This window comes from Mycolicibacterium sp. SMGY-1XX (genome assembly GCF_059132455.1).
On sequence record NZ_CP101139.1, the window covers coordinates 1660324 to 1685772 of the forward strand.

The 25449-nt window shown below is 66.4% G+C and carries 18 protein-coding genes; 11 read left to right on the top strand and 7 right to left on the bottom strand.

Annotated features, from left to right (window positions below):
• Positions 1-235: 235 nt before the first annotated feature.
• From NL241_RS08185 to NL241_RS08200, 4 genes are all read left to right on the top strand, one after another.
• Positions 236-1630 (top strand): tyrosine-protein kinase domain-containing protein, encoded by a 1395-nt coding sequence (locus NL241_RS08185; protein WP_487690783.1) that lies wholly within the window; start codon positions 236-238, stop codon positions 1628-1630.
• Between the two features lie 196 nt (positions 1631-1826).
• Entirely contained in the window at positions 1827-3029 is a 1203-nt protein-coding gene (locus NL241_RS08190; protein WP_494397259.1) for an O-antigen ligase family protein, read from the top strand.
• On the top strand, positions 3019-3918 hold the full coding sequence (locus NL241_RS08195) for a glycosyltransferase family 2 protein (RefSeq protein WP_494397260.1): 900 nt from the start codon (positions 3019-3021) through the stop codon (positions 3916-3918). Before NL241_RS08190 ends, NL241_RS08195 begins: the two co-directional genes overlap by 11 nt.
• Positions 3918-5414 (top strand): lipopolysaccharide biosynthesis protein, encoded by a 1497-nt coding sequence (locus NL241_RS08200; RefSeq protein WP_494397261.1) that lies wholly within the window; start codon positions 3918-3920, stop codon positions 5412-5414. Before NL241_RS08195 ends, NL241_RS08200 begins: the two co-directional genes overlap by 1 nt.
• 3 nt (positions 5415-5417) lie before the next feature.
• On the opposite strand, the gene NL241_RS08205 is transcribed toward NL241_RS08200, so the two are convergent.
• The 5 genes from NL241_RS08205 to NL241_RS08225 all read right to left on the bottom strand — a co-directional run bounded on the left by NL241_RS08205 (position 5418) and on the right by NL241_RS08225 (position 11031).
• Complete coding sequence (locus NL241_RS08205) at positions 5418-6449, bottom strand: cellulase family glycosylhydrolase (RefSeq protein ID WP_494397262.1); 1032 nt, start codon at positions 6447-6449, stop codon at positions 5418-5420.
• Between the two features lie 16 nt (positions 6450-6465).
• Positions 6466-7362 (bottom strand): glycosyltransferase family 2 protein, encoded by an 897-nt coding sequence (locus tag NL241_RS08210; RefSeq protein ID WP_494397263.1) that lies wholly within the window; start codon positions 7360-7362, stop codon positions 6466-6468.
• On the bottom strand, positions 7359-8306 hold the full coding sequence (locus tag NL241_RS08215) for an NAD-dependent epimerase/dehydratase family protein (protein WP_487691442.1): 948 nt from the start codon (positions 8304-8306) through the stop codon (positions 7359-7361). Before NL241_RS08215 ends, NL241_RS08210 begins: the two co-directional genes overlap by 4 nt.
• Before the next feature lie 40 nt (positions 8307-8346).
• Entirely contained in the window at positions 8347-9489 is a 1143-nt protein-coding gene (locus NL241_RS08220; RefSeq protein WP_494397264.1) for a glycosyltransferase family 4 protein, read from the bottom strand.
• Between the two features lie 399 nt (positions 9490-9888).
• The gene (locus NL241_RS08225; protein ID WP_494397265.1) at positions 9889-11031 is read right to left on the bottom strand and encodes a glycosyltransferase family 4 protein; all 1143 of its coding nucleotides are present in this window, start codon (positions 11029-11031) and stop codon (positions 9889-9891) included.
• Positions 11032-11402: 371 nt separating this feature from the next.
• On the opposite strand from NL241_RS08225, the gene NL241_RS08230 reads away from it, so the two are divergent.
• The 6 genes from NL241_RS08230 (at position 11403) to NL241_RS08255 (ending at position 21475) form a co-directional block, all read left to right on the top strand.
• Positions 11403-13373 (top strand): hypothetical protein, encoded by a 1971-nt coding sequence (locus NL241_RS08230; protein WP_494397266.1) that lies wholly within the window; start codon positions 11403-11405, stop codon positions 13371-13373.
• A gap of 5 nt (positions 13374-13378) precedes the next feature.
• Positions 13379-14923, top strand: coding sequence for a hypothetical protein (locus NL241_RS08235; RefSeq protein ID WP_494397267.1), 1545 nt, complete (start codon positions 13379-13381; stop codon positions 14921-14923).
• Positions 14920-16425, top strand: coding sequence for a glycosyltransferase (locus NL241_RS08240; protein WP_494397268.1), 1506 nt, complete (start codon positions 14920-14922; stop codon positions 16423-16425). The genes NL241_RS08235 and NL241_RS08240 overlap by 4 nt, the downstream gene beginning before the upstream one ends.
• On the top strand, positions 16422-18113 hold the full coding sequence (locus NL241_RS08245) for an ABC transporter (RefSeq protein WP_494397269.1): 1692 nt from the start codon (positions 16422-16424) through the stop codon (positions 18111-18113). Before NL241_RS08240 ends, NL241_RS08245 begins: the two co-directional genes overlap by 4 nt.
• A gap of 118 nt (positions 18114-18231) precedes the next feature.
• The gene (locus NL241_RS08250; RefSeq protein ID WP_494397270.1) at positions 18232-20583 is read left to right on the top strand and encodes an arylsulfatase; all 2352 of its coding nucleotides are present in this window, start codon (positions 18232-18234) and stop codon (positions 20581-20583) included.
• Positions 20584-20602: 19 nt separating this feature from the next.
• Positions 20603-21475, top strand: coding sequence for a formylglycine-generating enzyme family protein (locus NL241_RS08255; protein WP_487690806.1), 873 nt, complete (start codon positions 20603-20605; stop codon positions 21473-21475).
• Positions 21476-21478: 3 nt separating this feature from the next.
• Here the strand turns inward: NL241_RS08255 and NL241_RS08260 are convergent, their stop codons facing one another.
• The gene (locus NL241_RS08260; RefSeq protein WP_494397271.1) at positions 21479-22183 is read right to left on the bottom strand and encodes a YoaK family protein; all 705 of its coding nucleotides are present in this window, start codon (positions 22181-22183) and stop codon (positions 21479-21481) included.
• 7 nt (positions 22184-22190) lie between these two features.
• On the bottom strand, positions 22191-23750 hold the full coding sequence (locus NL241_RS08265; protein WP_487690809.1) for a hypothetical protein: 1560 nt from the start codon (positions 23748-23750) through the stop codon (positions 22191-22193).
• 323 nt (positions 23751-24073) lie between these two features.
• Here NL241_RS08265 and NL241_RS08270 point away from each other — a divergent pair, with 323 nt between their 5' ends.
• Entirely contained in the window at positions 24074-25435 is a 1362-nt protein-coding gene (locus NL241_RS08270; protein ID WP_487690810.1) for an MFS transporter, read from the top strand.
• Positions 25436-25449: the final 14 nt, after the last annotated feature.

Consider the following 25449-nt stretch of genomic DNA (forward strand, 5'->3'; position numbering starts at 1 on the left):
AACCGGGTGCACGCGGTTCTACTTTCGACTGTTCGAGCTCAGAAATGCCAACAGGTTTCGGACTATACCGGCGGGCCCAGGGGCCTGGCGCGTTGTTGCTGGCGGAAAGGGCCGATGTCGCGCGCGAGGGGGCGTTAATCTACATTCTGGGATAGCGTGTGACGACTTGTGCGCTTGCCGGCTGGCGCAACGAGCGGGTCTGACGAGGGTGAGCATCGGTGATGAAGGGTCGCACTTGACTGTTCAGGACTTCGCGCGGATCTTGCGCACCCGGTGGAAGATCATCTGCGCCACAACAGTTGTCGCCGTTCTGGGGGCGCTCGCGTACTCGTTCGTCATCACTCCCCAGTACGAGGCCTCGACACGGCTGTTCGTCTCGACGACCTCCGACGGCACCAACAGCCAGACCTATGATGGCGGCCTCTTCGCGGAACGCCGGGTGCTCTCCTACACCGAACTGCTGATGGGCGAGATCCTGGCACAGCGCACCATCGACAAGCTCGGGCTCGACATGAGCGCCGATGAACTGCAGGAAGAAGTCGAAGCGAGTGCACCGACCGGCACCGTGCTGATCGACGTCGTGGTGTTGGACTCCTCACCGGTACGCGCCCGCGATATCGCCAACACGCTGGCCGACGAGTTCGTCGTCATGGCGGCGGGACTGGAAACCCCCGAACTGGGCGCTGAGCCCAACGCACGGGTGATCGTGCAACAACGCGCGGAGATCCCCGACAACCCGGTCAATCAGAAGACGGTTCGCACTCTGGCAATCGCCACCGTGATGGGCGCACTACTCGGAATCGTGCTGGCCCTGTTCCGCGACCGTGTCAACGATTCGGTCCATGGTCCGGAAGACCTGGAAAAGGCCACGGGAGTAGGGCTGCTCGCCGAAATCCCCTTCGACGGTCAGCGCCGGGAAAAGCCGCTCATCCCCTTCGACAGCGACCGGTCACCGGTGGCCGAAGCGTTCCGCGACCTGCGAATCAATCTGCGATTCCTCGAAGTCACCGACGGCCCCCGCGTGCTGCTGGTCGCCAGCTGCATGCCCGACGAGGGCAGAACCATGACGGCCGTCAACCTGGCTTTGGCGTTGGCCGAAGCCAAACACGATGTGGTGCTCGTCGACGGCGATCTACGGCGGCCCAAGGTCGCGTCGTGTTTCGACCCGGCCGGTCAAACGGGTTTGAGCACCGTGCTCGCCGGCGCGGCGTCTCTGGAGGAGGCGCTGCAACCGTCAGGCCACGCCCGACTGACCGTGGTGACCTCAGGTGCCATTCCGTCCAACCCCACGGAGCTGCTCGAATCCCGGGTGGCCAAAGATGTTCTGAGCCAACTGAGCCGACAGTTCGATTACGTGGTGGTCGATTCCCCGTCACTTCTGGTACCGGATGCCGCTCTGTTGGCCACCAATTCCCAAGGCGTGCTGCTGGTCGCGCAGTTCGGCAGGACCAGACGAAAACAACTGGCCGATGCTATCCACACACTCCGGCGAGCCGGGGCACCGCTGCTCGGTGCGGTTCTGACGATGACACCGGCCAAGAAGCGATCTCAGCGCGAAGACCATTACGGCACGCACCGCACGTCGCAGGAGCAGCGCGGACGTTGGCGCCGCAGCTCGCAGAAGAACTGACAGATCCATGGATCGCTACGAATTCGAACGACACCGCACCCAAACCACATTCGTAGCCGCCGCGCCCAAACCGAACCGCCGGGAAGCAATTACGGCAACCGGTCCCGCAACGTCGTTCGGGACCTATCTCGCGGCGATTCCCCGCATTCTTGCATCGACGGCAACCGATGAGCGACGCCGGAACACGGCTTTTGCGTTGCTAATCGTCGGGGCCATCGCACTGGTGGTCACGCCGGACCTGATCACGTATCTGAGCGTGGAGCACTCGCCGATCCTGCCGCCGGGGGAGGCCGCCGCTTCGGCGGACCTGCCCCTGGCCCAGCTGGCCAGTCTCGGCGGCTCAGCACTTCTGCTTGCCCTGAGCGCCCTGGTGGCACTGATGGGCGGTCATCCCAACCGGGACATCACCGGCCTGCTGATCGTCCTGCTCGCAGTCAATCTGCCGTTTCTGTTCAGTCCGGAAATGCCACCCACGGCTGATCTTCCGAAGATCGCGCTGGCGAATCTTTTTGTGTTGGCCTTGTGGAACACCGGAGCCCCGATCGCGGGCCTGAAGTGGCTACCGATGACCGTTGCCGCGATCGCGGTGTACTCGCTCATCGGCGGGTTGATCATCCCGGAGTTCATGATGTACAACGCCGAGTCCCAGAAGGCGATCATCGCCGGGTGGGAACTGGCCGGCCCATTCGGCCACGCCAACGTCCTGGGAATGTACTGCGCCCTGGCCTTCGCGTTCGTGCCGCTGATCACCGAGACCCGGTGGCGGCTTGTCACCGCGGCGATCCTGATCGTCACGTTGCTGGCAGCGGCGTCCAGGACAGCGCTGATCGCAGCGGGGTTGATCTCGTTGTGGTGGGTGCTCTGCTGGTTCCGGTCCATGATCTCGGTCCGGATCGCCGGTACCGCTCTGGCCGTTTCGGCCGCCAGCGTCATGTTCGTGGTCCCGTTCGTGAAGTGGGATCCGTCCGCCTTCACCGATCGCGCCCACGTATGGGCGGAAAGCATCAAAGTGTGGCAGGACTCTCCCGTGGCCGGCATGGGCCTCAACTGGTTTCTCAACGAAGCGCAGGAATCGGGGAACATCGCAAAGTGGGCGTTCGTGGGAACCGGCCACAACATGGTTGTCGACACGTTGGTCAAATCGGGTCTGCTGGGCCTGGTTGTCCTGGTGCCACTGTTGGTCGCTGCGATAGTGTCGGCAGGCGCCTTGCCTGCCACCAATCAGCAGATCGCGTGCTTCGGTTTTCTCATGGCGTTCTTCATCGCCGCGACCACCGAGGCCGTCTGGGCTCTCCTGCCGAATCTGCAACTGTTTCCGATCAGCGGCCTGGTTTTCGCCGTGCTGATCCTGACCAGACATGACACACCCGCGGGGGAGGGGCTGCGACATGGGTTCTGACGTGACAGTGAGCGTGGTCATTCCGACGATCGGACGACCCAGCCTGGCGAAAGCGGTCGAGTCCGCGCTGCAACAGACCTCACCGCCGAGCGAGGTCATCGTCGTGCTGGACGCCGACTGTCAGCCCGATCTGCCGCCCTCGCCGGCGGTCCGGGTGCTGAAGACACCGGGGGGCGTGGGGGCCAGTGCCGCGAAGCACATCGGCGTCGAAGCGGCCACCGGCACCGTCGTCGCGCTCCTCGATGACGACGACACCTGGCGCCCAGACAAACTCGAGAAGCAGCTGGCTGCCGCGCCGCCAGGAGACCGCTGGATCATCTCCTCGCGATTCACCGTCCACATCGACGGACGCCAGCCGGTCATCGGGCCCAAGAACCTGATCAGCAGCCACGAACCCATCGCCCCGTACCTGTTCGAGCTCCGGACGCCACAAGCGTTCAACATGGTCCAGACATCCACCCTGGTGTTCCCGCGGACGCTGGCCGACACGGTGCCGCTGTCGGTGGCGGCCGGCTCGATACACGACGATCCCAAGTGGCTCATCGAAGTTCGGCGCGCCTATCCCGACCTGCCCATCATCCAGGTGGCTGAGCCACTGGTGGACATCGTGTGGACCGCGGCGTCGCTGTCGCGCTCCGGGGTCGATCGAAGTCAAGACCTGATCGACTGGGGCGTCCGCGAACTCGCGGGAGAATCCGATCGGGTGCGCGGCGACTACCTGTTGACCTCTCCGGTCGGGTCGGCGCTGGGAGCCGGATCGCTGCGCGGCGTCGCGACGTCGGTCGCGGCCGCAGTCAAGCACGGACGGCCGGGCCGGCTGGCGTGGGCGAGCGCCGCCAAGTCGGTGCTGCGGCTCGGTGCGGGACGGCTGAAGAAACTCCGGCGCTGATGTCGCCGTCATTCGCTCGCAACACCCTGCTCGGGTTCTCCTCCGGTGCCGCAGTCGCTCTCGCGGGATTCATCGGAAATGCCATCACCGCACGGTTACTCGGCCCCGACAATCTCGGTGTCTTCGCCTACGTGGTGTTCTGCGTGACCATCGGATCGATGATCGCCGGGCTCGGCATCGGCACAGTGCAGCAGCGGTTCATCCCGAATCTGCGTGCCGAAGGCCGCGACGACGAAGCCGACGGTCTCATCGGGGCGACCACCCGGTTGTCCACCGTCGCCGCGATCGTCGGCGCCGTCGCGCTGCTCGCCTATCTGTACTGGCCGGGTCGAGGTGCCATCGAGGGACCTTCCGAGACCACCCGCAACGTGGTGATCGGACTGGCTCTGGTTTGGTTCATCAGCTGGCGGATGGCCGAGGTCTACCAGTTCTACCTGCGCGGCGAGCAACGATTCGGTGAGCTCGCCCGGTTGTCCGCCTACTCCGCCTTGATCAAACTCGCGGTGATGGCGCTGGGGGCGTGGCTGTTCGGGATACCCGGCGCGCTCGCCGGTTTCATCGCCGCCAACCTCCTGCCGGCGAGCCGGATCTTTCGCTTGTTACGCGTCAAACCTCATGTCGGGCAGGAACTTCGGGGTCAGGTCACCAAGTTCGCGCTGGCCAGCTGGGCCACCGCGGTGCTCGGCGGCCTGGTGTTCGGCCGAACGGAGATCCTGTTTCTCGAGCATTACACCGATCTGGGCGCTGTCGGCTTGTTCGCCGCAGCGGTGACGGTGGCCGAGATGGCGGTACAGCTGCCACCCCTGTTGCTTTCGGCGCTGCTGCCGCGGTTCAGCGAGCAGCACGGCCTCGGGGCCCAAGGCGAGATGCACAAGCTGTACCGGACGATGACGGCACTCATCGCGATGCTGATCGTGCCGCTCTGTTTCGGGCTCGCGGCGATTGCACCCGTTCTGGTGCCGATGTTGTTCGGCACGGAATTCGCCGGTGCCGCCGCCGTTGCCTCGGTGCTGCTCATCGCGGCCGCGGTGAGCAGCCTGGGCGTCACGACGTTCTATCTGCTGCAGAGCATCGGCAAGACCGGGTTCCTGCTGATGTCCAACGGCATCGGTCTCATCGGCACGATCGCGCTGGGGTTTCTACTGGTACCCCGCTTCGGTTTGATCGGCGCGGCCTGGTCGCGGGGCATCGTGCAGGTGACGGTGGTACTCATCGAAACCTGGTACGTGACAAGACGGCTGAAGATTTCACCCCCTTACCGGGCACTGGGGGCGATAGCGCTGGCCGCAGTGGCGCAGGCGGCGGTGGCGTATTTCGCCGTGATGGAACTGGGCGGCGCGGTCTCGCTGCTGGTCGCGATACCGGCCGCCATCGTGGTGTACCTGATCGGTCTGAAGGTGCTGAGGGTCTCGTCGATGGTGGACCCAGGACTGATCGAGCGGCTGGTCGCCCGGATGCCGGGCCGGGTCAGGCCGCTGCTACGCCGTCTCGTGTAGGGCTCAGCCGGCACCGTCGCCCATCAGCGCCAACGCTGCGGCCTTCGGCGACAGGTCTTCCCGGAGCAACCCGAAATTCTGCTCGGTGTCATCGGTGTCTGAGCCGCCGTCGACCAGTTCGTAGTAGATCAGCGGGCCGGCCCAGTCCCACTGCTGAACCTGATCGCGGGCCTGCAACAGCGCCGCCGCTTGATCCTCCTCCGACACCGCATACGGTCCGGTCCCGGTGGGTGCGCCGAACTCGGTGATCCACACTCGCTTTCGGGTATCACCGTTTCTCTCCATCACCGCATGCACGTCGGGCAGGTGGTAGAAGCCGCCGTCGGTCCGCGGGCTAGGGTCCATGGGCCACGCGGGAAAACTGTAGGGGTGAACCGCGATTCCGTCGGCGAGTTGCGCCGTACCGTTGGCGTACAACTGCTCGAGGTAGACAACGGGGGCGATCTCGGATTCCGGCTCCTCGAATTTCGGGCTCAGCCCGCCGATGAGGAGCGTGGAATCCGGCGACACCCCGCGAATCGCGTCCACGGCCACCCGGAACACGTCGGCGTACTCGTCGGCGTCGGGACGTGGCGGCCAGAATTTCCTGGTGTTGGGCTCGTTCCAGATCTCCCAGGTGCGCACGCCGCGCGGCGCGTACCGCTCGGCGGCGATACGCGCGAAATCGGCGTAATCCGACAACTGGTCCGGACGGGAATGCCGTTCGGTTGTGGGATCGCCGGTGGTGGTCGTTCGTGACCAGTCCGGACTGAACGCCACGACGGCCAGCACGTTGATCCCGTGGGCCGCGGCTTCGTCGACAACCAGATCGGGATAGGACCAATCGAACCGGCCGCGTTGGCTTTCCACCGCCGACCAGTCGATGTCCACCCTGACCCAGGCCGCGTTCATCTCCGTCATCAGGTCGAACTGCCGCTTGACGCCGGCTGGGTCCGCGTTCCGCGGATGCACCGTCATCCCGATCTCGACCGCGGGGGCCGGCGCGCGGCACGCGAGCGCGGCCGTGCCGATCAGGAGGATCGACAGCAGCAGCACCAGGCCGCGCGCGGTGTCACCGCACGATCGCCTGATGGTCCGTACCTCTGGAGAGTGGCCTGCCCAGCAGGCCTTCGGTTCGCCCGATCAACAGCGCCAACGCATCCCGCGGGGTGTACTTTCCGGGATTGCGAAGCGGTTGCAACACCGCCGCCAGCAGATGGGCCATCTTGTACCAGAGCGGGTAACGCCACGTGCGCAACACATTGCCCGCGCCGCGCCCGTAGTTGCGCAGTTTGCGTTGACGCTCTTCCGGGGGCAGGTGGGCGAACTCGGTTTGCGCGCGGACCACGATGTCGTTGATCCACTCGATCGAGAAATCGTCGCGTTCGGCCATCCGGAGGAGGAGATCGGTGCCCTCGCCGGCCTGCCATGGGCTGTTGGCTCCCGAACCGCGCTCGGTGTCGAAGCCGCCGACTGCCATGAACTGTTCGCGTCTGAACACCGTGGCGGGTTCGATGACCCCCCACACATTGCGTCGTGTCATCGGCGAGCCGCGTTCGGGGAGAGGGTTTCTGGGGCCCTCACGGTCAGCCAGCTGCAACGCGAGAACCGTTCTGGGCGCCACGCAGTGCGGTGCGACGCGTTCGAAGAAATCGGCGTCGATCCGGCTGGTGTCATTCGGGAACCAGAGCCAGTCCACGTCGGCGAGAACCCGTGCCGCGGCATTGCGACCGTTGGAGACACCGCGCGGGCTGGCCAGCGTGCGAATCTCGAGCACTCCACGAAACCGTTCCACCAGCTCGTCGAGCGCCGGTGGGTTGCCGCCGTCACCGTGGTGGGCGATGGCAACGGCGTGTGGTGGACGTGACTGGCCGGCCAGGTCGTCGAGCAGGAGGGACAGCTCATCCCAGCGTCCCACCGTTGTCAGGCCGACACCGAATGTCAGGGTGGGAGTCCCGGTGCCGCTCACACGGAGGAACGCTCGCGCAGCGCCGCCGACAGATCGGGGTCGGCCCAGGTGCGCTGCAGGGTCTCGTCCAACTCGTGTACCGGCTTCCAGCCGAACACCTCGGCGATACGTGAGATATCGGCGCCGAGGTAAGGCCGGTCAACCGCCCGCATGCGCTTCGGGTCCTGTTGCACGGTGAATTCGAGGTTCAACGCCGACCGCATGCGGGTGAGAATCTCGTCGACGGAGTACTGCTGTCCGCTACCGAGATTGACCACCTCGCACGCGACGCCGTCGGAGTTGGTGCCGAGCGCGGCGGCGGCGAACCCGTTGGCAGCGTCCTGCACGTCGATGTAATCGCGCTTGGGCCAGGTGTTCCCGAGGTTGATGGTGTCTGTGCCCTGGCGCAGCTGGGTCACGATCGCCGGCAGCAGGTGCGGATTGGTCTCGCCGGGGCCGATGACGTTGAAGAGCCGGACGATGGCCGCGTTGATACCGCGTTCCTCGGCGAAGATCCGGACATACTGTTCGCCCTGCAGTTTGGTCAGACCGTAGATGTCGGCCGGCGCGAGCACGGACTCGTACTCCCGGTGCGGCGCCTCATCAGGTGCGTAGACTGCGCCGCTGCTGGCGAAGACGAACCGGACTCCGGGCGGGCAGGCCGCCAACACGTTCATCGTCCCCGTGACGTTGGTGGCCACCGCGTTCGCCGGGTCCGAATCACATTCGGGGATGTAGTGAATGGCCGCGAGGTGGACGATCACGTCCGGCTGGAAATACGCCACCAGCGACCGCGTGGCGGCGGCGTCGCGGATGTCGAGCCGGTGGAATCTGAATCCGGGCGCATCACGCGTCAACCACTCGGGGGCGCCGTACCGCAACAGATCGGCCACCAGCACATCAGCTTTCGGGCCGAGGGCGCGAACCAGCTCCCGTCCGACGAAGCCTGCACCACCAGTCACCATCACTCGCACGAGCGTCTCCTCCGCTTCCTTGGGCTATGACTCAGGACTTCTTGTCGACTTGTGTCTGATGTCGCGGCTCCTCAGCGGGGCTCGTGCCTCGCCCCGTGGTCGCGCGCAGTTCCAGCGCCCGCGCAATACCCGACCAATCCAGAGATTTCGCGCCGACCAGCCCCGCTTGAGAAAACACGTCCCACTGAGCTTCCGCTGCCAGCAGCGCCTCGGCGAAGGCGTCCGGCGAGGTACCGCACACCACACCGGCCCCGTATTGCGCTACAACGTCTTTGGCGCCGTTCTCGGGGAATTCGGCCGTGACCACCGGGAGACCACTGGCCATGGCCTCGGCGATGACTCTGGGGAAACCCTCGCGCTGACTGGGCATTCCCAGCACGGCAGCCTGAGACAGCAGGTCGATCTTCTCCGCCTCGCTGACCGAACCCGGTACCCGCACCCGCGAGGCGACAGATGAGCGTCGGGCGTACTCCTCGATCTCGGCGCGGGCCGGACCCGCACCGGCGATCACCAGCTCACCGGCGAATCCTCTGGCGCTGGCCAACTCGAAAGCGTCGATGAGGAGCGGAAGGTTCTTGTGCGGCGCCAGCCGTCCCACATACACCGCTCCCGAACGTCGGCTACGGTCTGCCGTTCGGTACCGGCTGAGTTCGATGCCACTGGGCAGAACCGAACACGGCCGGCCCGACTGTTCCGTGATCGCCTCGGCCACCGCGTTGCTGACCGCGAAGTTCGACCCGGTCAGCAGCGGTAAACGCTTCTGAGCCTGGCTCAGGATCGGATCCTCACGGATCTCGCACCAGTGAATGCCCGCGCGCGAGCGGATGTTTCGGGGTAGGGCAGGGACATGCAGCAGCGGCCACTGGTTCAGCAGATGAAAGTCGTACTGCTGCGACACCACGTGCCGGCGCACCCAGGTGCTGTACCGCAGCACGTTTCCCCAATTTCGCCGAAGGGCAGGCACCCGCGGTTTCGTGTAGGTGGTGCTGAGTGGGTGCCGCCGTACGCGGACACCGTTGATCACCTCGTCGGTGGCGAGATCGGTGTCGTGGCCGATGCAGAACACGTCGACCGTGTGACCGCGCCGCACCATCGCTTCGGCGAGCTCCTGGAAGAACACTTCTTGGCCGCCGACATGCGGAAAGTAGAGCTCGGTCAGGAAAGCGAAACGCATCGGTGCGACTGTGCCGTCGCTGATGTGCGCCTGGACCACACGCATGCCCCTGTCATGTGCCAGTTGGGTGATCGGACTTTGCTGCGATGCCTTGAGAGTGTAGCGCACGCCGGGCCGAGAGGTGCCGCGGATCGGTCCGGGGCGACCGCCGCGACGCAACAGGTGCAGCAAATTTCGTGACGAGTCGCGCGGCGCCGGCTGGCAACCACCGCAGGATCTCCTTCGCCGCCGCGAAACCGGCCTGACCAGGCGACAGGGCCACGAAACTGGCCGGGTGGCGGCACCGGGCCGTCCACGTACCGCACACTGTTGTGCACTGCGGGCAAGGCTCGGTGAGCGAACGCTGCCGAGGACGGGGTTGACTGGTCTGTGATGGTGGTCGCCCGCGACGTCCGGGGGTCAGCGGCCCCGCTCGTCGAGTTTTGCGGCGATGTGGTCTGCGGCCGCCGTCATCGGGATACTCGACTGACGCTGCCGCACGTGGGCCCACCCTCTGGCGGCCAGCTCCGCTCGGGCCGCATCGTCGGTGCAGTAGGTCAGCAGCAGCCGCGCCAGCTCCTGGTGGTCGTGCGGGTCGAAGTATGCCGCGCCGTCGCCGCACGTCTCCTGCAGTGAAGGAATCGCAGAACACAACACGGCGGTATGGGAAGCCATCGCCTCCAGGGGCGGCAGGCCGGCTCCTTCGTTGAACGAGGGCATCACCAGCAGGGCCGCGCCCGCGACAAGTGAGCGCAGCACCTCGAAGTCGACCCGGCCGATCATCCGCACCCGGTCACCCAGGCCGGCGGCCTGCATCTGGATGCGCTCGTCGAGTTGACGCACCGATGCCCCGCTGCCCGCGATCACCAAGGTGTGCGGAATCTTGTTCTGCACTTGGGAGTAGGCCGCCAGCAGTGCCGACAGATTCTTGTGCCGCTTCACATTCCCGAGATAGAGGAGATACGGGCCTTGTACCGGGGACAATTCGGGGTCGACCGGTGCCAGCCAGCTGTCGTCGAGCGGGATCGGTGTCACGACGAACTGTGCCTTGGGGACGAACTCGGCGAGCGCATCGGCGGCGGCGCGTGACGGAGTGAAGATCGTGCTCGACTTCCGGGCGTCGATCTCGAGCATCGCCCGCGCGTAGGCCCTGCGGGCGCGGCCCTGGCCGCTGATGTGTTCCGGCAGCAGATGATTGTCGTCGTGGACCGTGGCGAAGCTCAGAATCCTTCTGTTTCCCGGCCGTAGGAGCGTGAACGGAAAAGGGTAGTGCGGCAGCCACAGGGCTTTGGGTCGCACGGTCCGGATGGCGTGATCCCAGGCGCGTTGCTCCTGGATCGAGTACATGGGAGCGGACGGAGGCACCGAGAATACGACCGTGGTGGTGTCGCGCACCGCGGGCACGTTGGTACGGTCGGCCAGCAGGGCTAGTGTGCGCCCGTGCTGTTCGAGCACGTCTTCCAGGACCGGTACTTGAGCGGCCATATACGTTCCTATGCCGCTTTGGTCGATGTGCCTGACGTCGAACAACAGATCCACGGATCGGCTGGCTCCGTTGGTCATTCAGCAATCCATGTTCTGTCGTGGTGCCGGCATCGACTGCCCCTTTGCCTTCGTCGCTGTCGCCCCGAAGGTTACCGTCGCCGACGGCGCGGGGCGCGGTGTTGACGTTCGCCACGCGAGTTGCGCACGCGCAGAGGCTGTTCCGGCTCGGACCGATGAGCGCACCGACGGCCGTCGGCGAACCGGTCGGTATCCAGCGGCACCGCGGAGGGACCGAAGCCGAGGTGTCGCCGGTGCGGACCGCGAAGACGGCGGAGTTCCACTGACGCATGTGTCAAATTCGCTCCGCTGCGGGCTACCGTGGCCGTGCCGCACGTAGCAATTCTCCCGATGTGTTTGCGGGCGCCTGCCTTCGTGTCTACCATTTTGCGGTGATTGCGGGTCGGTATGGCGGTGTTCGTGCACTTGCAGCGGTAACTGGAGCGGCGCTGCTCGTTGGCTTGTGCGCGCCGCCGGCTGGCGCCGAACCCGAGGACGGCGGCTTGATCGCCGAAGCGCCGATACTGAGTCTCGCCGATCTGGGGTCACAGCCCACCATCCCGTTCTACGGCGCTCAAGGCGAGACATCCTTGACCCTTCCGGTTCCGCAGGGGCTTCTACCTGCATCTTTGGACGTTCTGGTGGAGTTGCCGGTCAACGTGGCGACCGGCACCCTGATTGTCACGCAGGAGGGTCGCACGTTGTCGCGGGTGCCCCTGCCGAACACCGATAGAGTGCCGGTGTCGCTGCCACTGGCCGGCGCCGAAGTCGCCGACAATGCCGTCACCGTGACCCTGCGGAGTTATCTGGTGCCGATCGAGGGCTACTGCCTGGACCCGTCGAATCCGCTTCGTCTCGTCGACGCCAATATTCGCTACGGCGGCACGGAACGCGCACCGGGCACCGTTGCGGAGTTCTTGCCGCCGGTATTGCAGCAACTCAATCTCTTCCTGCCGGAAGAGCCGACCCGCGCCGAGACCGATGCCGCGATCAGGCTTTCGACCGCGGTCGTCGCCCGCTACGGGCAACAGAACACGGTGGTGACGGTCGCACCGTTGGCCGACGGGCAAGAGGTGCCACCGGGCGCGTCGTTGCCGTTCCAGAGGCGGGTGGTGATCCGCGAAGGCGACGAGGTGGGAGTACGGCTAACCGACGGCCCGGGAGTTCCGTCATTGCTGATCGGCGGTCCTGCCGCAGAGCTGACCAATCAGACCCGCCTGTTGTCGAGTGACATCAGCCGGCTGGCATTGAGTTCGAAGGCCGTCGTCGGTCCCTTGCGGTCCAATCCGCAACTGCCGCCGGATGTCACGTCGCTGCGCGACCTCGGCCAGCCCGGGGTGACCGCGACCGCGCTGACGCCGCAGGTGAACATCGCGCTCGACCAGACCCGGCTCGGGCGCCCCGCACACGACATCCGGGTTCAGCTGAAAGGCTCCTACACGCCGCTGCCGCCGTCGGTCGGCGGGCAGCTGATCGCCTCGATCGGCGGCGAGACGATCGACCGGTGGACGGTGGACGACACCGGCGTCATCGACCGCTGGATCGAGGTGCCGGATCGGCTGCTGCAGCGCTACACCAACCTGGGCGTCGCGCTGAACATCTCAGGCAACGTCGGCCAGTGCGGTGAATTCCAGCCGATCACGTTGACCATCGACGGAGACAGCCCGGTCGAGAGCACCCGCGCCCATCCGCCGGTGCCCGGCGGCTTCCAGTCTCTGCCCCAGGCTCTGATGCCGCGTGTGGAAGTCGGCATCGCCGACGGGTTCGACGACACCCGTCGCGCGGTGGGCATCATGGTGGGCCTGCAACGGCTGAGCTCACTGCCCGTCGACACCGCGGTGGTGTCGGTGGAAGAGGCGCTGGCATCGAGCAACCCGGCGGTGGTGGTCGAGGCGACCAGCTGGACCCACGACGACGTGACGTTGCCGGTCGCGGGGAACGCCGACGGCGAGCTGACGGTGCAGAACGCCGGCGGCGACGGAGAATCCGCCACGCTGCAACTCAACCCGTCAACGACTTTCGGGTCGCTGCAGGCAGTGCACTCCGGTGACCGGACACTGCTGGTGGCGACCTCCAACGGCGCGCCCTCGCAGCTGGACATCCTGTTGAACTGGCTGGACACCGATCCGCAGCGCTGGGCCCGGCTCAGTGGCGATGCGCTGCTGTCGGTGCCGCCGCTGCAGGGGGCACCGCAGTCGCCGCCACTGGTGATGGACACCGCAGAGCAGGACGCACCCCCGCCCACCGCCGAAGACCAGGAGCAGAGTTTCCCGTTGGTCTGGGTGGGTGTCGGCGTGACCATCCTCATTGCGGTGGCACTGGTGCTGGCCGCCGTGGTGAACGCGCGCCGCAGGAAAACCTGAACCCCATGACCGTCAGCACGCCCGAGGCGGAACCCAAATCCTCGGCGCCGGAGAACTTCTCCGCGAGGATGGGCACCTGGTACTACGGACTCAATCCGAATTACCGGGTGGCCTTGCGCTGGCTGCTCATCCTCGCGAGCACCCTGGTCGCGTTCTACCCGAGCATCGTCAGCCTGGTGCACACCACCACCGCGGGGGGCATCGGCGGCTACGTCTGGACCGTACCCGTGGTGGCGCTGCTGGTGGCGGTGGCGGTGGCCCGGCGCAAACGCAACGAACTCCCGATCCATGATCGGCAGACCGACATGATCGTCGGGATCATGGGCCTGGTGCTGGCGGTGCTGGTGCAGGCCGTGCTGGTGCCGCGTTTTGCGATGTACTTCCACCTGTTGCGACTCGACCTGGTGGCCATGTGGCTGTTCCTGCTCAGTTCGTGTGTGGTGCTGTTCGGGCTGCGGCCGGTGTCGCGCTTCGGCTGGGTCTGGGCGCTGCTGTTCATGGTGTTCTCCCTGCCGTACTACCTGGTGGTGGTCGTCGCCGGGGGTGGCCGGGGCGCGGCCGGTGCGGCGACCCTGCTGATCTCGTCGTTCGGCACCGCTATCGCGGTGGGCCGCACCTTCCGGCGCGCGGTCCTCGGGTTCGCGGCCGCCTGGGTGGTGGGTGTCGCCCTGCTCTTCGCGCTGGGCACGCTCTACCGCGACGCCCCGATGCGGCTGTATCAAGGCCTGCCTGCGGTGGGATCGCTGCTCTTGGTCGGCGGAGCCATGTATCTGCGGTCCCACAAGGGCCCCATCCGGGTGCTCGACCGCAAGGTCGAACCGCTGGCCGCCAAGCAGGTGTGGTCAGGTGTCCCGCTCGTCGTCGGGGTGGCGGTGGTGTTGACCTTCATCCCGCTCCCGGCGCAGGCGGACACCTCCGCGGTGCATCGGGCCGCACCGGGGCCCATGGCGTTCGGTCAGCCGCTGGTCGCACCACGAGGCTGGGAGACGGTGGCGCGGCGGAATTTTCGCGAAGTGGCCCGTCTGTATAGCAACGACGCGGTGCTGGTGCGACAGCAGATGACCGCGCTCGATGGAGACCCACGCTTCGACAAGCTCTCGCGGCCACGGACATTGATGGTCGACAGCGTCGTCAGCCAGCGACCGTCCTCGTTCAGCGTTTTTCCCTCGCGCGCGGTCTACGACATGACCGGGGCCAGGATGAGCCCGCTCCACGCCGTCGATCTGGGCTACGGAGTCAACGGCCAGATTCTGTCCGTGGTGGATGACAACCTCCTGGTCACGTGGAACGCACTCCGCTTCGAGTGGGGCGACGAGGATCTCGCGCAACGGGTCACCATCTTCGGCGTGGACAACCACGAACCGGATGCCCCGTTCCCGCAACCCGCCTCGACCACGGTATCCACGCTGCGCACCCTGTTCACCCTGCTGTTCCGGGGCAATTCGGTGCTCGACCAGCAGACGCCGACCTTCAAGGACGAAGAACTGCTCACCGACTTCGGCCGTCGCCTGGTGGCCGCCCAGTTCACTCCATCGGGGGAGGCGGGATGACCTCCGAACCCGAATTGGACCGGCAGCAGCGCATTCTCGACATGCACAACGAGGAGGACCGCCAATATGCGCTGAACCGGGCGATCAACCGGCTGCGCGAGGACGATCCGGTGGCCTCGGCGGCCAACCCGGTGCTGGGCTGGCAACGTATCGTGCTCTACGCGCTGCTGGTGATCGTCGTCGTGTGCCTGGTCTGGCAGCCGCTGCACACCACCGTGGTGCTGATCGGCCTGTGCACGGCGGGCTACCTGCTGACGATGTTCGACCGGGTGTTGATCTTCCGGCAGGGGCTGGCCGCCAGCGCCATCAAGATCACCGACGAGGAAGCCCGGGAGATCCCCGACGAGGACCTGCCGCTCTACACCATCCTGGTGCCCGCCTACAACGAGCCGGAAGTGGTGGGCGACCTCATCGGTGCGATGGCGGCGCTGGAATACCCCTCCGCGAAACTGCAGATCCTGTTGCTTCTCGAAGAGGACGACGACGTCACCATCAATGCGGCCAAGGAGTGCGCCGAGTCGGACGCGATCACCATTTGCCTTGTGCCGGCGGCGGATCCACGTACCAAGCCGAAAGCGTGCAATTACGGCTTGCACTTCGCCACCGGCGAGATCATCACCATCTACGATGCCGAGGATCTGCCCGAGCCGCTGCAGCTGCGCCGCGTCGTGACCGCGTTCCGCAGCCTGCCCGAGACCGTGGCCTGTGTGCAGGCCAAACTGGTCTACCACAACGGGCACCAGAACATCCTCACCGGCTGGTTCACCGCCGAGTACGGATTGTGGTTCGGGTACCTGCTGCCGGGGTTCATGAGGACCAGTTCGCCGATTCCGTTGGGCGGCACGTCCAATCACCTGCGCCGTGACGTGCTCGACCCGATCGGTGCCTGGGACCCGTTCAACGTCACCGAGGACGCCGATCTGGGAATGCGGATCGCCTCGTCCGGATTCCACACCGCCGTCATCGATTCCACCACGCTCGAGGAAGCCAACAGTGACGGCATCAACTGGATCCGGCAGCGATCGCGGTGGTACAAGGGCTATCTGCAGAGCTGGCTCGTGCAGATCCGCCGGCCGGTCCGGCTGTACCGCACCATCGGTTTCCGCAACTTCGTCCGGTTCAACCTGGTGCTGGCGGGCACCCCGATCATCGCGGTGCTCAACCTGGCCTTCTGGCTGATCACCATGTTGTGGTTCCTCGGCCAGCCGCAGCTGGTCGAAGAGGTGTTCCCGATGTACATCTACTTCCCGGCCCTGGTGGCACTGGTACTGGGCAACGCCGCCACCCTCTACATGAACCTGATCGCACTGCGCGAAGACGACCGGTCCGATCTGCTGGTGGCCGCCCTCACGGTGCCGGTGTTCTGGCTGATGATGAGCATCGCCGCCACCAAGGGCGTGTACCAGATGATCCGCCAACCCTCCTACTGGGAGAAGACGTTCCACGGGCTGGCCGACAAACCCGGCGAGACCGCCGAGGCAGAACCGGCAGCCACCGGATGATAGCCCGCTGGACCAACGGCAGACTCAAGACCGTCTTCTTCCTCGGCACCTTCGCCGTCTACCTGATCGTCGGTTACTGGCTGCAGGTGCACAACGGCTTCATCATCGGCGACGCGCTGTCGCGCGTTGCGGCAGCGCAGTCGGTGTTGTTCAGCCGAGACCCGCACCTGGCGGCCATCGGCTTCATCTTCACCCCGCTGACCGCACTGGTGCAGATCCCGGCGATCGCGATGAGCCCGCTGTGGCCGGAGATGGCCGAGCGCGCGTTCTCCGGCACCATCATGTCGGCACTCTTCATGGCCGCCGCGGTTGTCCAGATCCTCAGCATGGGAACCGATCGCGGGCTGCCGCGCGGTTATTCGATGACCATCACGGTGTTGTTCGCGCTCAACCCGATGATCATCTTCTACGGCTCCAACGGGATGAGCGAGGCGCCGTTCATCTTCTTCATGTCGTGGGCGGTGCGCCGGTTGATCATGTGGATGATCAACGACGACGTCCACCACCTGGTGGTGGCGGGTGCCATCGCAATGGGGCTGGCCTACCTGACGCGGTACGACGCGGTGGCGTGCATCGCGGCGGCCGGCATCCTGGTGGGCGCCACCACCTATCTGCGCGCCAGATCGGCACCGCGGATACGCCGGGCACTGCTGGACCTGCTGATGGTGAGCCTGCCCGGATTCGCGGCATTCCTGGGCTGGGCGGTGGTGAGCTGGCTGATCACGGGGGAGGCCTTCGCGCAGTTCACCTCCCAGTACGGCAACAGCGCCATCCTGGAACAGTCCGGCACCACCACACCCGCATTCCTCGACGGGCTTTCGTTCGCCGCGGTGTCCATCACCTTGCTGGCTCCGACGTTGTTGCCGCTGGCCGGCTGGGCCGTGTGGCGGCGCTGGGGCAGACCGCACTGGCCGACGCTGCTGGTGCCGATCGCCATCTACGGTGGCGCCCTGGTGTTCCAGAGTTACGCCTACGCATCCGGGACGACATTCGGGTTCCTGCGCTTCTACATCATCGCGATCCCGTTCGCGGCCAGCCTTGCGCTACTGGCAGTCCCCGACGGGGTGATCCTGCCGACGAAGCGGCCAGGCAGATTCGCCCCCGCGGTGCTGGTCGATCCGGGTGCCTCGTTTCGCGGCCCGCACTCACGGCTGGTCTATGTGACGGTGGCCCTGGTGTTCGCGCTGTCGGTGCCGATGACGGCGTGGGGGATGGGCAAGCCGAAGTACGCCCCGCAGGAGTACGCCCTCGGCGCCGTGCTGGCTCCACAGCCGGACAGCCTGACCGAGCAGAAAGCCCACGAGCACCGCATCGCCAACACCTTCGCCACCGAGCGGGAGATCGCGCACTACCTCGACGGTCTCGGGTTGCCCGACGGATCGGTGATCACCGACACGGTGTACGGGTTCGCGGTGCTGGCTGCCTCGGAGAACCCGAGACTGTATGTGATTCCGTCGGATCCGGATTTCACCGCCAAGCTCAACGACCCGGTGGACAACGAACTGAAATACATGCTGGCCGTACCTCCCACCGGCCGCGGTACCTCCGATGCACTGAACCTGCGCTACCCGACGCTCTACGACACCGGCGCCGACATCGCCACGCTCGAGCTCGAGGTACCCAACTCCGGCGACGGACAACCGGACTGGCGGCTCTACCGGGTGAACGAGGCGGTGCCGGCGAGCTGACCCAGGATGTCGGTGAACGGAGGCTGAACACACGCTCGGCAAACCGACTTGGGTGTACTGTGCGGTCGAGGTCCGGGGTCGAGCAGACCGCCCCGGTGCGACGGAGACGAGACGAACGATGGCAAAGGAATTCAACGGCAGGATCGAAGTCGACATCCGTGATTCCGAGCCGGACTGGGGACCCTTTGCCGCGCCGACGGCCCCCGAGGGCGCGCCCAATGTGCTGTACCTGGTCTGGGACGACACCGGTATCGCCACCTGGGACTGCTTCGGCGGCCTGGTCGAGATGCCCGCCGTGAATCGGATCGCCGAGCGCGGGGTGCGACTGTCGCAGTTCCACACCACGGCGCTGTGTTCACCGACGCGGGCGGCGCTGCTGACCGGCCGTAACCCCACTACGGTGGGGATGGCCACCATCGAGGAGTTCACCGACGGTTTTCCCAACTGCAGCGGCCGGATCCCCTACGAGACCGCCCTGCTGCCGGAGGTGCTGGCCGAACAGGGCTGGAACACCTACTGCGTGGGCAAGTGGCATCTGACTCCGCTCGAAGAGTCCAATCTTGCGTCCACGAAACGACATTGGCCGTTGTCGCGGGGGTTCGAGCGGTTCTACGGCTTCATGGGCGGAGAAACCGACCAGTGGTATCCCGAACTCGTCTACGACAACCACCCCGTCGCGCCGCCGGCCACCCCGGAAGACGGTTACCACCTGTCGAAGGACCTCGCGGACAAGACGATCGAGTTCATTCGCGATGCCAAGGTGATCGCACCCGACAAGCCGTGGTTCTCCTACGTCTGCCCGGGCGCCGGGCACGCGCCGCACCATGTCTCCACCGAGTGGGCCGACAAGTACGCCGGACGTTTCGACATGGGCTACGAGGCCTACCGCGAGATCGTGCTGGCAAACCAGAAGCGGCTGGGCATCGTCCCCGCGGACACCGAACTGTCACCGGTGAACCCGTACGCCCAGACGCAGGGCCCCAACGGTGAGCCGTGGCCGCTGCAGGACACCGTACGTCCGTGGGACTCGTTGAGTGACGAAGAGAAGCGACTGTTCGCCCGGATGGCCGAAGTGTTCGCCGGGTTCCTGTCCTACACCGATGCCCAGATCGGCCGAGTCCTTGACTATCTCGAGGAATCGGGGCAGTTGGACAACACCATCATCGTGGTGATCTCCGACAACGGTGCCAGCGGTGAAGGCGGGCCCAACGGATCGGTCAACGAGGTGAAATTCTTCAACGGCTACATCGACACCGTCGAAGAGAGTATGCGGTTCTTCGACCGACTCGGCGGACCGGACACCTACAACCACTATCCGATCGGCTGGGCGATGGCCTTCAACACGCCCTACAAACTGTTCAAGCGCTACGCCTCACACGAAGGCGGTATCGCCGACCCGGCAATCATTTCCTGGCCCAAGGGCATTGCCGCACACGGTGAGGTTCGCGACACCTACATCAGCGTCAGCGACATCACCCCGACGGTGTACGACCTGCTCGGCGTCACACCTCCGGCCACGGTGGGCGGCGTCGCGCAGAAACCGCTCGACGGGGTGAGTTTCGCTGCCGCGCTGAAGGATCCGGACCTGCCGACCGGCAAGGACACCCAGTTCTACACGATGCTTGGCACCCGCGGCATCTGGCACAAGGGGTGGTTCGCCAACACCGTGCACGCCGCCAGTCCGGCCGGCTGGGGCAACTTCGACCAGGACCGCTGGGAGCTGTTCCACATCGAGCGCGACCGCAGCCAGTGCCACGACCTCGCTGGCGACCACCCCGACAAGCTCGAGGAGCTGAAGGCACTGTGGTTCGCTGAAGCCGACAAGTACAACGGCTTACCGCTGGGCGATCTCAACATGCTGGAGACACTGGGCCGGTTCCGGCCGTCGATGTCGACCGGACGCACGAACTTCGAGTACTACCCCGGAACCGCCGAAGTGGGAATCGGAGCGTCGGTCGAACTGCGCGGCCAGTCGTACTCTGTGCTCGCGGATCTGACGGTGGAGTCCAGCGGGGCCGAGGGGGTGTTGTTCAAGCACGGCGCCGGCCATGGCGGGCACGCCATGTACATCCAGGACGGGCGGCTGCACTACGTCTACAACTTCATGGGCGAAGACGAACAGGTGGTGTCCTCGCCTGAGTCAATTCCATTGGGAAAGCATGTTTTCGGGGTCAGATACGACAGGACGGGCACAGTCGAGGGCAGCCACACGCCGCTCGGGGTGGTGTCGTTGTACGTCGATGACACAGTGGTGGCCACCCGGGCGGACGTCCGGACACATCCCGGGGTGTTCGGACTGGCCGGCGGCGGCATCGCGGTGGGCCGCAACAACGGCCAGCCGGTGACCAGCGCGTACAAGGCGCCGTTCACGTTCAGCGGCGGCAGCATCGCCAAAGTGGTCGTCGACATCTCGGGTAGTCCTTATGTCGACACCGAGCGTGCGCTGGCGGCAGCGTTCGCCAAGGACTGAGCCGTCCTACCCTGAAGGGATGCTCAGCCCACTGATCGAGGTGCCCGGCGGCACGTTCCGGATGGGATCGACGAACTTCTATCCCGAGGAGGCGCCGATCCACACCGTGACGGTCGGCCCGTTCGCGATCGAGCAACACCCCGTGACCAACGCCCAGTTCGCCGAGTTCGTCGATGCCACCGGATACGTCACCGTCGCTGAACGCCCCCTGGATCCCGCGTTGTACCCCGGGGCGTCGCCGTCGGACCTGGTGCCCGGCGGGTTGGTGTTCCGGCCGACGCCGGGGCCGGTCGACCTGCGGGACTGGCAGCAGTGGTGGGCCTGGTCGCCGGGGGCCTCCTGGCGTCACCCGCACGGGCCGGACAGTTCGATCGAGGACCGGATGGATCACCCGGTCGTGCAGGTGGCCTATCCCGACGCCGGGGCATACGCCGGGTGGGCCGGCCGTCGGCTGCCCTCGGAAGCCGAATGGGAGTACGCGGCCCGCGCCGGGGCGACCACCACCTACGCATGGGGTGACGACGCGCGCCTCGACGGCCGGCTGATGGCCAACACCTGGCAGGGCCGCTTCCCGTACCGCAACGACGGCGCCGCCGGCTGGGTGGGCACCTCACCGGTGGGTACGTTCCCCTCCAACGGTTTCGGGCTGGCCGACATGATCGGCAATGTCTGGGAATGGACCACCACCCGCTTCACCGGCCACCACCGGATCGACGCAAGCGGGGGATGCTGCCCGCCGCCGAAGGACCCGGATCCGGCGGTCAATCAGGCCCTCAAGGGCGGGTCGCATCTGTGCGCGCCGGAGTACTGCCATCGGTACCGTCCGGCCGCACGTTCGCCGCAGTCCCAGGACAGCGCCACCACCCATATCGGATTCCGCTGCGTGGTCTGAGCCTCACGCAGCGGCGGTGTCCAGCGCCCTGGGAGAGAGCCGCCGATGCCCCAGCCATGCCACCGTGGCGGTCAGGACCGTCGCGAGCCCGAAGGGCACCGCAAGATGGACTTTCAGGAGCAGCGCGCCCGCCAGCGCGCCGGCGAAGATCACCACGATGGCCCCCAACCTGCGATTGAACAGCACCCCGCGACCACCGCGGGTCCACGTCTCGCCCGCCAGCGAGGCCAGTGTCGAGGTCACCACCACGGTGGTCATGTCCGCCACCGCCACCGCACGGGCCACGACCGCTTGCGACCCCATCACCGCGGCGGTGGCGGCCGCCATGCCGATCTCCACGGCGGTGGGGGGCTCGTCGCCCGCCCAGATCGCCACCATGGTCAGCACCGCCAGGGCCAGGGCGCCCAGGGCGAGTAGCAGTGTCACCCGGTCATGCCAGCCGGGTGGGTTGGTGGCGCGTGGTTTGCGCAGCGCGAGCCCGGCGAACCAGGCCGCCACCGTGAACGCGGCCAGGGCGATCGCCGGCCCCAGCACCGGCAGATCGTCGGCCCCGGCGACACCCATCCCCAGGATCACGATGTTGCCCGTCATGTTGCCCGTGAACACCCGGTCGAGGGCGAGGAAGCCGACCGCATCGACGATTCCGGTGACGAAGGTCAGGGCGATCGTGAGGGTCAGCGCGGTCTGCGCGCGGTTGGTGTCCGTCATCGGCAGCTCAGAAGACCAGGATGGCGAACACGGTGGACAGCACCAACCCCGCCATCACCGGCAGAAAACACTTGCGCGCCAACGTCAGAACGGGAACCCGGGCGAAACCGGCCACCGCCACCAGCGACGACCACGCCACCAGAGTGCCGCCGCCGGACCAGATGTTGCCCATCTGACCGATGGCAGCCAGCGTCGACGGATCCATGCCGGCTGCGGTGCCCAGCGCACCGGACAGCGAACCGGTCAGCGGCAGGCCGCTGAACCCGGAACCTTCCAGGCCGGCGATGAGACCGACGAACAGCACGGTGAACCCGACCACGAACGGGTGGGGGGCCACATGGGACAGACCGGCGTTGATCAGGTCGAACAGCAGCGCGGGACCGGTGGCATCCTCGCCCAGGCTCAGGATGCGCGCGGAGAAGTCGCCATTGCCGATGAAGAAGAAACCGGCGATGGGCAACACGATTCCCATGGCCTTGAAGGCGAACACCAGCCCGTCGATGATGTGCCGTGACGAGCTCTCCAGGAAGTCGCGTTTGTCGTTGGTCAGACACGCGGCGAAGAGCAGCATCGCCGCGATGCCACCGACGATTCCCGCGGCGTCCCCGCCCTGCAGCGGCGGCACCAGGGAAGTGAACTTGCCCAGCAGCAGGTAGACGATGAACACCAGGTAGGCGGTCGGGACCAACGCCGCAAAGAGCCTGGCGGACAGGGTTTTCGGTGGATCGGCCACGGGCGCGGTCCGCACCATCGTGGCGGTCGCGACCGGCCCGTCGGAGCCGGCCGGAACGGGGGTACCGGAAGGCACGTCATCGTGTTGGGGTGCCGGGCCGCCGGCGGACGGGCCTTCGGCAGAGGCGCCACCGTCGGTGAGACCCAACTTGTCCGCGCGGTTCTCCCACGCGGTGAGCAGATCCGGCGAGGGGGTCTTCCAGGTGCGGCGCTGCGTGAGGTAGGTGATCACCAGCGCCGTGGCGCCCACGATCAACGACAGGACCAACGCCTTGTCCGCCACGCTGTCGGCGTCGACGCCCGCTGCCTTGGCGGAGATGCCCGGTGCCACCTTGATGATGTAGTCGGACGACAGCGCCATACCCTGCCCGGCGATCGCGATGACCATGCCCACCGACAGCGGGCTCAGCCCCGCCCGGATGGCGACGGGAATCAGTACCGCCCCGACCAGGGGAACGGCGGGAGTGGGCCAGAAGAACAGCGAGATCACATACGTCACCACCGCCAGGACGAGGAAACTGCTTGTCCCAGCGCGCATCACCCGCCGAAACGGCGTGACCATCAAGCGGTCGGCACCCATTTCCCGCAGCGCGCCCAGCATCGCGGTGACCAGGGCGATGATCAGGAAGATGTTGAACAACTCCTGCGCGGCCACCAGGCTGGCGTTGAAGATCGACGACAGTCCGGTGATGATGCTGCCCGAGAACACCCACGCCGTGAGCAGCGTGGCGGTCACGGCCGGTACCACGATGTTCTTGCGCAGCGCCATCGTGATCAGGATGACGACAATGCCTGCGAGATAGATCCAATGTGCGGCGCTGAGCTGAGTGTCCATCGTCCACGTCTTTCGTCTCAACTGCTCGTGGGCTGTGCAGTTTGATGGTGGAATGCTCGGCTCGTTGACTCCCATGGTCAACGAACACAGTGCACACCGTTGTGATGTCCCTCATGTGCAATATGCGCTGGGCTTGTCGGTCATGTGTCGGGGCGTTTCATGCAGGTAAATATGCCGATCTCACAGCGGGTTCGCCCGCGAATCGACCGTTGTGACAATCCCGGGGACCGGTCATCGTGACCCGGATCGTGGTGGTGCACTGGGCATGTTGTCCCACTCGGGCGCTGCCATCGGTCATTAGTGGATGAGACAGTTGCTAGGACATGACTGACACCGACAACCGCTCCCGTGATGCGGGCACCACCGGCGACGGCACTCCGCTGGGGCTGGCTGCGCTGCTGTCCGGGACGCTGGTCGGAACGTTGAGCAACAACATCGTCAATGTGCCGATGCCGGCGATGCTCGCCGATTTCGACGCCCCGCTCAGCAGCGGTGTGTTCGTCGTCGTCGGATTCCTGCTCACCTTCACCGCCACCATGCCGTTGGTCGGCTGGATCGGTGACCGCTTCGGCCGCCGTCGGGTGTACTGCGTGGCCCTGGTGGGCACGGCGATCTGTGCCATCGGTGCTGCCACCGCGCCGACGCTGCCGGTGCTGATCGCCTGGCGGTGTCTCGGCGGTGCCGTGGCCGCGGCGTTCGGGCCCGCCGTGATGGGACTGTTGACGTGGATGTTCTCCGGTGACCGCCGCGGCCGTGCGGTGGGACTGTGGGCATCGGTCAACGGCATCGGCCAGGCCGTCGGTCCGGCGACGGGTGGGTTCATCGCCGACGCCTGGGGCTGGCGGTGGGTGTTCGTCCCCCTGGTGCCCGTGGCGCTGGCCGGCCTGATCGGCACGCTTCGGCACGTTCCCGCCTATCCGGGCACCCGGATGCGGTTCGACCTGCCGGGGGCGGCCGGGCTGACCATCGGCTCGGGCCTGCTGATCCTGGGCATCGCGTCCATTCCGTGGCCGGGCGCGTGGGCGGTGCTGATCGCCGCGGTGGTGGTGCTGGCGGTGTTCGTCTGGCACAGCCTGCGCACCGAGGAACCGTTCGTCGAGGTGCGTCTGGTGCTCGAAGCCCGGTTCGTGCGCAGTTCGCTGGCGGCGTTCGCCATGATGTTCAGCCTCGGCGCGATACTGCTGGCGGTGCCGCTGTACCTGGTGGGCGACGGCAGCCGGTCCGCGTCCGTCGCCGGGCTGGTGCTGCTGGTGGTGCCGGCCACCATGGTGGTGCTCGGACCGCTGGTCGGGCGCTATATGGACCCCCTGGGGCCGCGGCACGTACTGCGCACCGGGCTGGTGTTGCTGGCGGCGGGTCAAGTGGGGTTGGCGCTGGTGGTGGGCGACGGACGTCCACTGGCGCTGCTGGTGGCAGTCCTGGTGCTCGCCGGTGTCGGGATCGCCTTCGTCCAGACCCCGGCCGCCACCGGCGCCACCCGATCGCCCGCCGGCGCGCAGGGCACCGGTCTGGGGCTCTACAACCTGATCCGGTTCAGCGGGTCCGCGATGGGCGCGGCCTGGGTGGCGATCGCACTCGGTGCCGCGGGGTATCCGCTGGTGTTCGGCGCGGCAGCGGTGGTGGTGGCATTCGGCCTGCTCGGATCGTTCTTCGGTCCGGATCCGGCGCCGGTGCAGCAGGGGTGACGCCGCCACTGCTG

What these genes read in the sequence shown, in the direction of transcription:
- NL241_RS08240 (WP_494397268.1), top strand. Translation starts at nt 14,920, where the DNA reads ATGACCTCCGAACCCGAATTGGACCGGCAGCAGCGCATTCTCGACATG.
- NL241_RS08250 (WP_494397270.1), top strand. Translation starts at nt 18,232, where the DNA reads ATGGCAAAGGAATTCAACGGCAGGATCGAAGTCGACATCCGTGATTCC.
- NL241_RS08245 (WP_494397269.1), top strand. Translation starts at nt 16,422, where the DNA reads ATGATAGCCCGCTGGACCAACGGCAGACTCAAGACCGTCTTCTTCCTC.
- NL241_RS08255 (WP_487690806.1), top strand. Translation starts at nt 20,603, where the DNA reads ATGCTCAGCCCACTGATCGAGGTGCCCGGCGGCACGTTCCGGATGGGA.
- NL241_RS08260 (WP_494397271.1), bottom strand. Translation starts at nt 22,183, where the DNA reads ATGACGGACACCAACCGCGCGCAGACCGCGCTGACCCTCACGATCGCC.
- NL241_RS08195 (WP_494397260.1), top strand. Translation starts at nt 3,019, where the DNA reads ATGGGTTCTGACGTGACAGTGAGCGTGGTCATTCCGACGATCGGACGA.
- NL241_RS08215 (WP_487691442.1), bottom strand. Translation starts at nt 8,306, where the DNA reads ATGGTGACTGGTGGTGCAGGCTTCGTCGGACGGGAGCTGGTTCGCGCC.
- NL241_RS08200 (WP_494397261.1), top strand. Translation starts at nt 3,918, where the DNA reads ATGTCGCCGTCATTCGCTCGCAACACCCTGCTCGGGTTCTCCTCCGGT.
- NL241_RS08235 (WP_494397267.1), top strand. Translation starts at nt 13,379, where the DNA reads ATGACCGTCAGCACGCCCGAGGCGGAACCCAAATCCTCGGCGCCGGAG.
- NL241_RS08265 (WP_487690809.1), bottom strand. Translation starts at nt 23,750, where the DNA reads ATGGACACTCAGCTCAGCGCCGCACATTGGATCTATCTCGCAGGCATT.
- NL241_RS08225 (WP_494397265.1), bottom strand. Translation starts at nt 11,031, where the DNA reads ATGACCAACGGAGCCAGCCGATCCGTGGATCTGTTGTTCGACGTCAGG.
- NL241_RS08270 (WP_487690810.1), top strand. Translation starts at nt 24,074, where the DNA reads ATGACTGACACCGACAACCGCTCCCGTGATGCGGGCACCACCGGCGAC.
- NL241_RS08220 (WP_494397264.1), bottom strand. Translation starts at nt 9,489, where the DNA reads ATGCGTTTCGCTTTCCTGACCGAGCTCTACTTTCCGCATGTCGGCGGC.